Source organism: Streptomyces sp. NPDC059787 (genome assembly GCF_042732315.1).
Lineage (GTDB): Bacteria > Actinomycetota > Actinomycetes > Streptomycetales > Streptomycetaceae > Streptomyces > Streptomyces atrovirens.
The window spans coordinates 101,926-110,559 of record NZ_JBHWHX010000021.1; the positions used below are offsets into that span (position 1 = coordinate 101,926).

The following is an 8,634-nucleotide window of genomic DNA, read 5'->3' on the forward strand; positions in this document are numbered from 1 at the left end:
TTGGCCGCGGTCTTCCGCGTGCGGCGGGGCTTGGCTTCCGTCGCCTCGGCCGCCTCGGTGCTGCTCTCGGCGGTGTCGAGCGCAGGCTCGGCCTTCTTGGCCGCGGTCTTGCGGGTACGGCGGGGCTTGGCTTCCTCGACCGGCTCGGTGCCACCCTCGACCGTGTCGGCCACGGTCTCGGCCTTCTTGGCCGCGGTCTTCTGCGTGCGGCGGGGCTTGGTCTCGGTCGCCTCGGCCTGCTCGGTGCTGCCTTCGGCGGTGCCGACCGCGGCCTCGGCCTTGGCCGCCGTCTTGCGCGTGCGGCGCGGCTTGGGCTCCGTCGCCTCGACCGGCTCGGTGATCGCCTCCGCCGTGTCCACCGCCGCGGTCTCCGCGGTCTTGCGGGTGCGGCGACGGCGCGGTTCGGTGACCGGAGCCTCGGGCTCCGTGACGACCGGGGCTTCCGTGACGACCGGGGCCGCCACGGCTGCCGTGGTCTCCTCGGCCACCGGGGTGACGACGGCCGTCGCCGTGTCCGCCGCGCCTCGGCGCGTCCGGCGGCGGCGCGGCTTCGCGGGAACCGTGGCGGCCTCCGCCACCGTGCCCTCCGCCGTGTCGACGGCGGACTCCGCCGCCTCCACCGCGGTCGCCGCCCCGGCCGTGACTCCGCCGCGCGTACGGCGACGGCGGCGCGGGGTGCGGGCGGCCGTGTCGGCCTCCGCCTCGCCGGCGCCTTCGGCGGCCGGGCCCACGGGCTGCTGCGCGGCCTCGTCCAGCGTCGCACCGCCCCGCGTACGGCGGCGGCGCCGCGGCGTACGGGTCGAGGTCTCGCGCTCGGCGGAACGGGAGCCGTCGCGCCCGTCCCGGCCACCGCGCCCGCGCGGTCCACGCCCGCCCGGCTCGCCCAGGTCCTCCAGCTCCTCCGCGTCCAGCCCGGCGCGCGTACGCTCCGAGCGCGGCAGGACGCCCTTGGTGCCCTCGGGAATGCCGAGGTCCGAGAACAGGTGCGGGGAGGTGGAGTACGTCTCCGACGGGTCGCCGAAGCCCAGGTCCAGCGCCTTGTTGATCAGCTGCCAGCGCGGGATGTCGTCCCAGTCGACCAGCGTGATCGCCGTGCCCTTCGCCCCCGCGCGGCCGGTGCGGCCGATGCGGTGCAGGTACGTCTTCTCGTCCTCGGGGGACTGGTAGTTGATGACGTGCGTCACGCCCTCGACGTCGATGCCGCGGGCGGCGACGTCGGTGCAGACGAGCACGTCCACCTTGCCGTTGCGGAACGCGCGCAGCGCCTGCTCACGGGCGCCCTGGCCGAGGTCGCCGTGGACCGCGCCGGAGGCGAAGCCGCGCTGCTTGAGCTGGTCGGCGAGATCGGCGGCGGTGCGCTTGGTACGGCAGAAGACCATGGCCAGGCCCCGGCCGTCGGCCTGCAGTATCCGCGCGACCATCTCGGGCTTGTCCATGTTGTGCGCGCGGTAGACGAACTGCGTGGTGTTCGCGACCGTCGCGCCCTCGTCGTCCGGAGACGTGGCGTTGATGTGCGTCGGCTGCGACATGTAGCGCCGGGCCAGACCGATCACCGCGCCCGGCATGGTGGCCGAGAACAGCATGGTCTGGCGCTTGACCGGAAGGAAGTTGATGATCTTCTCGACGTCGGGCAGGAAGCCGAGGTCGAGCATCTCGTCGGCCTCGTCGAGGACGAGGGCCTTCACGTGCTTGAGGTCGAGCTTCCTCTGCCCGGCGAGGTCGAGCAGCCGGCCCGGGGTGCCGACGACCACGTCGACGCCCTTCTTCAGGGCCTCGACCTGCGGCTCGTAGGCCCGGCCGCCGTAGATCGCGGTGACGCGCACATTGCGCACCTTGCCGGCGGTGAGCAGGTCGTTGGTGACCTGCGTGCACAGCTCGCGCGTGGGGACGACGATCAGCGCCTGCGGCGCGTCGGTGAGGTCCTCGGGCTTCGCGCGGCCGGCCTCGACATCCGCGGGGACGGTGACGCGCTCGAGGAGCGGAAGGCCGAAGCCGAGCGTCTTTCCGGTGCCGGTCTTGGCCTGGCCGATGACGTCCGTGCCCGACAGGGCCACGGGGAGCGTCATCTCCTGGATGGGGAAGGGGGTGATGATGCCGACGGCCTCCAGGGCCTCGGCGGTCTCGGGAAGGATTCCGAGCTCTCGGAACGTCGTAGTCAGGGTGCTGCCTCTTCTGTGTGCGCGGTGCGAGGCGAGCGCGGGGGTCGTGTCGGGACCGTGCCGGGGACGTCGGCTGCCTTACGGGCGATGCCGTAGGGCACGGGACCACTGCCGACGCTCGAGCGCTCGTACCGCTGAGGGTCCCCCTCCGGAACCCGCACGCAGTGTGGCGTACGGCAAGGAGGGCTGTCGGGGCGGAGCCGATCGGGCCTCCGACCGGGCATCCTCATACATGCGGCCTGTCGAGTACGTCAGAGTGCTCAGCAGGCGCATTACCACCATACCCCGGATTCGCGCACACGCCATGGCCGATTTGGTCACGTAGTCGTCGTCACACTGATTGAGCGGGGCCTTCCGGGGCGTGGCGAGCGGGCTATTGTGCGCTTCATGACGAGCTCTGACAAGCCTGACAACGCCGCGGACACCCCCGACACCTCCGCCGGACCCACCGGCGTCGCCGCCATGGACTGGGCGGCCGCCTCCGCCGATCCCCAGTACCGGGCCGCCGTCGTGGATCTGCTCGGCGCGCTCGCGTACGGCGAGCTGGCGGCGTTCGAGCGGCTCGCGGAGGACGCCAAGCTGGCGCCCACGCTGGCGGACAAGGCGGAGCTGGCGAAGATGGCGTCGGCCGAGTTCCACCACTTCGAGCGGCTGCGCGACCGGCTCGCCGGGATCGGCGAGGAACCGACGCTCGCGATGGAGCCGTTCGTCGCCGCGTACGACGGTTTCCACAAGCAGACGGCGCCCTCCGACTGGCTGGAGGGGCTGGTCAAGGCGTACGTCGGCGACTCCATCGCCAGCGACTTCTACCGCGAGGTCGCGGCCCGCCTGGACTCCGACACGCGCGCCCTGGTGCTGGCCGTGCTCGACGACACCGGCCACGGCGGCTTCGCCGTCGAGAAGGTGCGCGCCGCGATCGACGCGGACCCGCGCGTGGGCGGACGGCTCGCGCTGTGGGCGCGGCGGCTGATGGGCGAGGCGCTGTCGCAGTCCCAGCGGGTGGTCGCCGACCGGGACGCGCTGTCGACCATGCTCGTGGGCGGCGTCGCGGACGGCTTCGACCTCGCCGAGGTCGGCAAGATGTTCTCCCGCATCACCGAGGCCCACACCAAGCGCATGGCGGCACTGGGACTGGCGGCGTAGGCCTGGACCCGAAGGGGCGCGGGGAACCGCGCACCGGGGTCCGGGGGCGGAGCCCCCGGGGACGGGACGGGAAGGGGCGGCGGGGGCGAGAGAACGTCCGGCCGCCCGGGCGACGCGGGACGTGGAGCCACGGGGACGCCCCTGCGGCACCACGGTCAAGCCGAGCAGGTTCCGGTCGCACGGGTGCCGCAAGACGGAGGAGGGCGCCGGGGCCCACGAGCCCGGGCAGCGTCCGGCCGACGCCTCGGGGCGCCGCCCCGGACCGGTTCACCCCCGGCGCCGCCACCGGCGACCGGTCACGCGGTCGCCGACCGGCGCAGTCTTCCCGCCGGCCGCAGCAGCAGCGACAGCGACGCCACGGACACGATCACCGCCCCGAGCAGCACCGTCAGCAGGCTGCCGGCGTCCAGCGCGGTGTGCATGAGGAAGGCGCCGAACAGCGCACCGGCCACACCGGTCGGCAGGACCAGGGCGCGGGCGGGAAGACGATGCGGCAGGCGGCGGACGGCCACCCACGCCAGAGCCAGGCCGAGGATCGCGGAGCTGAGCGCTTCCAAGAGCATGTCGGGGTCCCTCCCACATGGCCGGCCTGCTCACATCGGTCGTAGCCCGGTTTACCCCTGACCTGCGGAACCCAATCCTCCCTTGTGGGGGACCTGTGCGCCGTCCGTGAACACGCGAAGGGCCCGGCGGTCTCGTACCACCGGGCCCTTCACACGACCACTCGACTGCCGGTCGCGCCTACAGCGCGCCGAAGCCCACCTTGCGCGGGGCCGGCTCGCCGATCTCGACGTAGGCGAGACGGTCGGCCGGGACCAGGATCTTGCGGCCGTGCTCGTCCACGAGGCTCAGCAGCTGCGACTTCCCGGCCAGCGCCTCGGCCACCACGCGCTCGACCTCCTCGGCGCTCTGACCGCTCTCCAGAACGATCTCGCGGGGCGCGTGCTGCACGCCGATCTTGACCTCCACGGCTATGTCCCTCCGACGGTCAGTGAAGTGCGCGACTTTCCGCGCCGTACCAGCACACATTAGCCCGGTGAGGGGACGTACACGCTGCGCCCGGCAACGCCAGGAGCGAACAGTCGACGGGAACAAACGGCCGTCGGCGTCCGCCCGCCTTCCTCAGTGGTGCTGTTCGTTGCCGTGCAGCGGGAATCCCGCGATGCCCCGCCAGGCCAGCGAGGCCAGCAGCTGCACCGCCTGGTCGCGCGGCACGCTGCGGTCACTGTGCAACCAGGACCGCGCCACCACCTGGGCGAGACCGCCGAGCCCCGAGGCGAGCAGCATCGACTCGGCCCGCGACAGCCCGGTGTCCTCGGCGATCACGTCGCAGATCGCCTCCGCGCACTCGTTGGTCACCTTGTCGACGCGCTCGCGCACGGCGGGCTCGTTCGTCAGGTCCGACTCGAAGACCAGGCGGAACGCGCCGCCGTCGTCCTCGACGTACGTGAAGTAGGCGTCCATGGTCGCCCGTACGCGCTGCTTGTTGTCCGACGTCGACGCCAGCGCGTGGCGCACCGACTGGATCAGGGCCTCGCAGTGCTGGTCCAGCAGGGCGAGATACAGATCGAGCTTGCCCGGGAAGTGCTGGTAGAGCACCGGCTTGCTGACGCCCGCGCGCTCGGCGATGTCGTCCATCGCGGCCGCGTGATAGCCCTGCGCGACGAAGACTTCCTGGGCGGCGCCCAGCAGCTGGTTCCGTCGGGCACGGCGTGGCAGGCGTGTACCCCTCGGGCGTACCGCGTCTGTCTGCTCGATGGCTGTCACGCCGCCTCCCATTGTCGTCCACGTGCGGTGTGAGCCGCGCCGCCATCGTACTTTTCGGTAACCGTGGTGTGCGCGGTGAGAGCGCAGAATTTCATGGACCGGACGGCGGTGAAAGCCATACGGACGGTTTCAAAAGCTGTCAGAGCGGGCAAGAAGTTTCCTCCTCACTGCTCGACGACGGTCCTCGTCGGTGCGCTCGTCACCGGTAGTCGTCCTCGTCGAGGGAGACGATCCTGGCCTGCTCCATCAGGTCCGCCTCGTTGGCGCGGTCGGGATCGACGCCGGTCATCGGGTCGTCGCGGTCCGGCTTCACCTCCGCGTGCTGCTCGGCCGCGTCGACCTCGGGCGCCTCGACGTCGAACTCCTCGCCCTCACGGGCGTCCTCGTCCTCCACGAACGTCTCGGGGTCGGTCGGATCTACGGCCATGCCGGGCTCCCTTCCTGCGAACATCTGCTGCGAACGCCCCCGAGGACTGCGGGGGCTCCATGCGGGTGCCCTCCCTACGAGCCTAGGAGACACCCGATCCGGACGCTATGCGATCCGCGACCGGTGCGTGACAGGGAGCGCACGGCGGGATCCGCCCCTCGTGGCGGCGCGGAGCCCTCCTGTGCCCTTGTGGCGGCCTGTGACGGCGAACACATGAGCCAGTACGTGATCGTCTCGTAACATTGCCGCATGTCTTCGACCGACCTGCCGTCCGTGCCGCCCGCAAACGTGCTTCCCGAGGTGGCGGCGGTCAGGGTCGCGGAGGGCGAACGGCTCAGGTCGGTGGAGCTGCCCGGGATCACCCTGTCGGTACGGTCCCGGCCGCCCGCGCGGGAGGGGCTGCCCCCCGCCCTCCACGTCCACGGACTGGGTGGTTCCTCGCTGAACTGGTCGGCGCTCATGCCGCTGCTGGACGACGTCGTCGACAGCGAGGCCGTCGACCTGCCGGGCTTCGGCGACTCCCCGCCCCCGGACGACGGCGACTACTCCATCACCGCGCACGCACGCGCGGTGATCCGTTATCTCGACGCGACCGGCCGCGGCCCGGTGCACCTCTTCGGCAACTCGCTCGGCGGCGCGGTCTCGACCCGTGTCGCCGCCGTACGCCCCGACCTCGTCCGCACCCTCACGCTCGTGTCACCCGCCCTGCCGGAATTGCGGGTGCAGCGCACCGCCGTCCCCACGGGACTGCTGGCGGTGCCCGGCATCGCACCGCTGTTCACCCGGATCACCCGCGAGTGGACGGCGGAACAGCGCGTCCGAGGCGTGCTGCGGCTCTGCTACGGCGACCCCGCGCGGGTGTCGCCGGAGGGGTTCCGCAACGCCGTACAGGAGATGGAGCGGCGGATGCGGCTGCCGTACTTCTGGGACGCGATGGCGCGCTCCGCGCGGGGGCTCGTCAACGCGTACACGCTGGGCGGCCAGCACGGACTGTGGCGCCAGGCCGAGCGGGTGCTCGCGCCCACCCTGCTCGTCTACGGCGGCCGGGACCAGCTCGTCGGCTTCCGCATGGCCCAGCGGTCGGCGCGCGCCTTCCGGGACTGCCGGCTGGTGACGATCCCGGACGCGGGGCACGTCGCGATGATGGAATACCCCGGGACGGTGGCCCTCGCCTTCCGTGAACTCCTCGCGGATACAACGGATTCGGCGGATCAGGGGGATACTGGTGAGCCGGGCGCGCAAGGCGCTCCGGGCTCACCCGCCGACACCGGCGGGGAGACCACCACCGAGAACATGAGGGGCTGAGGCGCGACGTGGGACGCCACAGCCGCCGCGGACCCGCCCCGAAGGGCGACACCGCGGACAAGAGCGCCGTACGGGAAGGCCGTTCGGCGCCGGGCGATTCGTCAGGATCCGGACAGGCGGGCAGACCGCGGCAGACGAACGGCCCGGCCCCGCGCCGGACGCCCGCGCCTCCGCCGCAGCAGGGCCCGACCCAGGGTTACGGGACTCCTCCGACGTACGGAACGGCGGGATACGGAACACAGGCCGGCGGAGCGCCACGCTTCCCGGACGGGACTCCCGCACACGGCGTCCCGCGTTTCCCGGACGGCACGCCCATGCACGGCGTCCCGCGTTTCCCGGACGGGACGCCTACGCACGGTGTCCCGCGTTTCCCGGACGGGACACCCGCACACGGCGTCCCGCGCCTCTCGGACGGCACGCCCGCGCACGGTGTCCCGCGTCTGCCGGACGGATGGCTCCCGGACGGTGCGCCCGCGCAGGGCGGCGTCCCGCGTTTCCCGGACGGAACCCCGGCGCACGGCTTTCCCCGGCTTCCCGACGGGACTCCCGCGCACGGGGTTTCCCGGCTTCCCGACGGAACCCCCGTCCACGGCGTCCCCCAGGCCCGTGGTGGGCATCCGGAGCAGCGGGAGCCCGGGGGTGGCTGGGGGGCGTCGGACGGCCGTACGGCGGCCGGGGCCGGGTACGGCGTGCCGGCGCGGCCGGGCGCGCCCCTCCCGCGGCAGCGGCAGGCGCCTCCCGGAGGACCGCGCCAGGACTACCTCGACGCCTTCGGCGAGGCCACCGACCGTTTCTCCCCGCCCACGTCCGCCTCCGCGCCCCGCCCGCCGGGCCCCGCGGACCCCTACGCGGCCGTCACCGACTGGAGCGCCGCCCCGGCCACCGGCATCCCCGTCGGTCCGGACGATGACGACGACGCGCCGCCGACCGGGCGGCCCGCGCCGGCCAAGGGCGGCAAGGGGCGGACGTTCACCGGGATCGCGGCCGCCGCCGTCACGACCGTGCTGGCCGTCGTCGTGGCCGGGCAGGTCGCCGACGAACGCGACGGCACCGGCGGCGTACAGACGCAGGCCACCGGTGAGCAGGCGCGCGACGTCCGGGATTCCGCCTCACGCGGGGACGACCGGGAGACGCCCTCCGCACCCAGCGCCGAACCGCTGACGTACGAGCAGAAGATGGACGAGAAGTACCCGCTGAGCGCCGCGCGCGGAGGCACGGGGAAGTTCGACGCGGTCCCCGGCATCGACAAGGCTCCGGGCAAGGGGGAGAAGGTCACCTACCGCGTCGACGTGGAACAGGGGCTCGGCCTCGACGGCGAACTCTTCGCCGAGGCGGTCCAGAAGACGCTCAACGACAACCGCAGCTGGGCGCACAACGGCGCACGCACCTTCGAGCGCGTCCACTCCGGCGAGGTCGATTTCGTGATCACCCTCGCCAGTCCCGACACGACCGCGGACTGGTGCGCCAAGTCCGGCCTGGACACCACAGTGGACAACGTCTCCTGCGACTCGGCGGCCACCCGGCGCGTGATGATCAACGCGGACCGCTGGGCGCAGGGAGCGGACACCTACGGCGACAAGATCCACGCCTACCGTCAGATGCTGATCAACCACGAGATCGGCCACCGCCTGGGCTTCAACCACGTCACCTGCGACAAGGACGGCGACCTGGCCCCGGTGATGCAGCAGCAGACCAAGTTCCTCGACCACGACGGAATCAGCTGCCGCCCGAACGCATGGCCGTACCCGAAGAGCTGATCGCCTAGCGCGGCGGAACGCGCCCCGCACGGGAAAGTTACGCCCGTTCACCCCTTTTGGTGGCGTGATGGACAAC

General features: G+C 72.6%; 8 protein-coding genes. 3 read left to right on the forward strand and 5 right to left on the reverse strand.

What is annotated here, in order from left to right:
- Positions 1 to 2,066, reverse strand: a 2,066-nt coding sequence (locus ACFV5H_RS21230; RefSeq protein WP_385196683.1) for a DEAD/DEAH box helicase, incomplete at its 3' end; no start/stop codon positions are given.
- 480 nt (positions 2,067 to 2,546) lie between these two features.
- Between ACFV5H_RS21230 and ACFV5H_RS21235 the strand changes: the two genes are divergently transcribed.
- Positions 2,547 to 3,302: a ferritin-like domain-containing protein gene (locus ACFV5H_RS21235; protein ID WP_085572998.1), complete on the forward strand. Its 756-nt coding sequence runs from the start codon at positions 2,547 to 2,549 to the stop codon at positions 3,300 to 3,302.
- Between the two features lie 296 nt (positions 3,303 to 3,598).
- Here ACFV5H_RS21235 and ACFV5H_RS21240 read toward each other — a convergent pair whose 3' ends face one another.
- The 4 genes from ACFV5H_RS21240 to ACFV5H_RS21255 form a co-directional block, all read right to left on the reverse strand.
- Positions 3,599 to 3,865: a hypothetical protein gene (locus ACFV5H_RS21240; RefSeq protein WP_385056068.1), complete on the reverse strand. Its 267-nt coding sequence runs from the start codon at positions 3,863 to 3,865 to the stop codon at positions 3,599 to 3,601.
- Positions 3,866 to 4,043: 178 nt separating this feature from the next.
- On the reverse strand, positions 4,044 to 4,271 hold the full coding sequence (locus ACFV5H_RS21245; RefSeq protein ID WP_019522837.1) for a DUF3107 domain-containing protein: 228 nt from the start codon (positions 4,269 to 4,271) through the stop codon (positions 4,044 to 4,046).
- A gap of 153 nt (positions 4,272 to 4,424) precedes the next feature.
- Positions 4,425 to 5,069, reverse strand: a complete 645-nt coding sequence (locus ACFV5H_RS21250; RefSeq protein WP_085574399.1) for a TetR/AcrR family transcriptional regulator — start codon at positions 5,067 to 5,069, stop codon at positions 4,425 to 4,427.
- A 199-nt stretch (positions 5,070 to 5,268) separates the two neighbouring features.
- On the reverse strand, positions 5,269 to 5,496 hold the full coding sequence (locus ACFV5H_RS21255) for a hypothetical protein (protein ID WP_385056073.1): 228 nt from the start codon (positions 5,494 to 5,496) through the stop codon (positions 5,269 to 5,271).
- 249 nt (positions 5,497 to 5,745) lie between these two features.
- On the opposite strand from ACFV5H_RS21255, the gene ACFV5H_RS21260 reads away from it, so the two are divergent.
- Both ACFV5H_RS21260 and ACFV5H_RS21265 read left to right on the forward strand, forming a co-directional pair.
- A complete protein-coding gene (locus ACFV5H_RS21260; RefSeq protein ID WP_385196656.1) occupies positions 5,746 to 6,801 on the forward strand; it encodes an alpha/beta fold hydrolase in 1,056 nt (351 codons plus the stop codon).
- An 8-nt stretch (positions 6,802 to 6,809) separates the two neighbouring features.
- Positions 6,810 to 8,558 carry a DUF3152 domain-containing protein gene (locus ACFV5H_RS21265; RefSeq protein ID WP_385196658.1) on the forward strand — a complete coding sequence of 583 codons (1,749 nt, stop codon included), beginning with the start codon at positions 6,810 to 6,812 and terminating at the stop codon, positions 8,556 to 8,558.
- Positions 8,559 to 8,634: the final 76 nt, after the last annotated feature.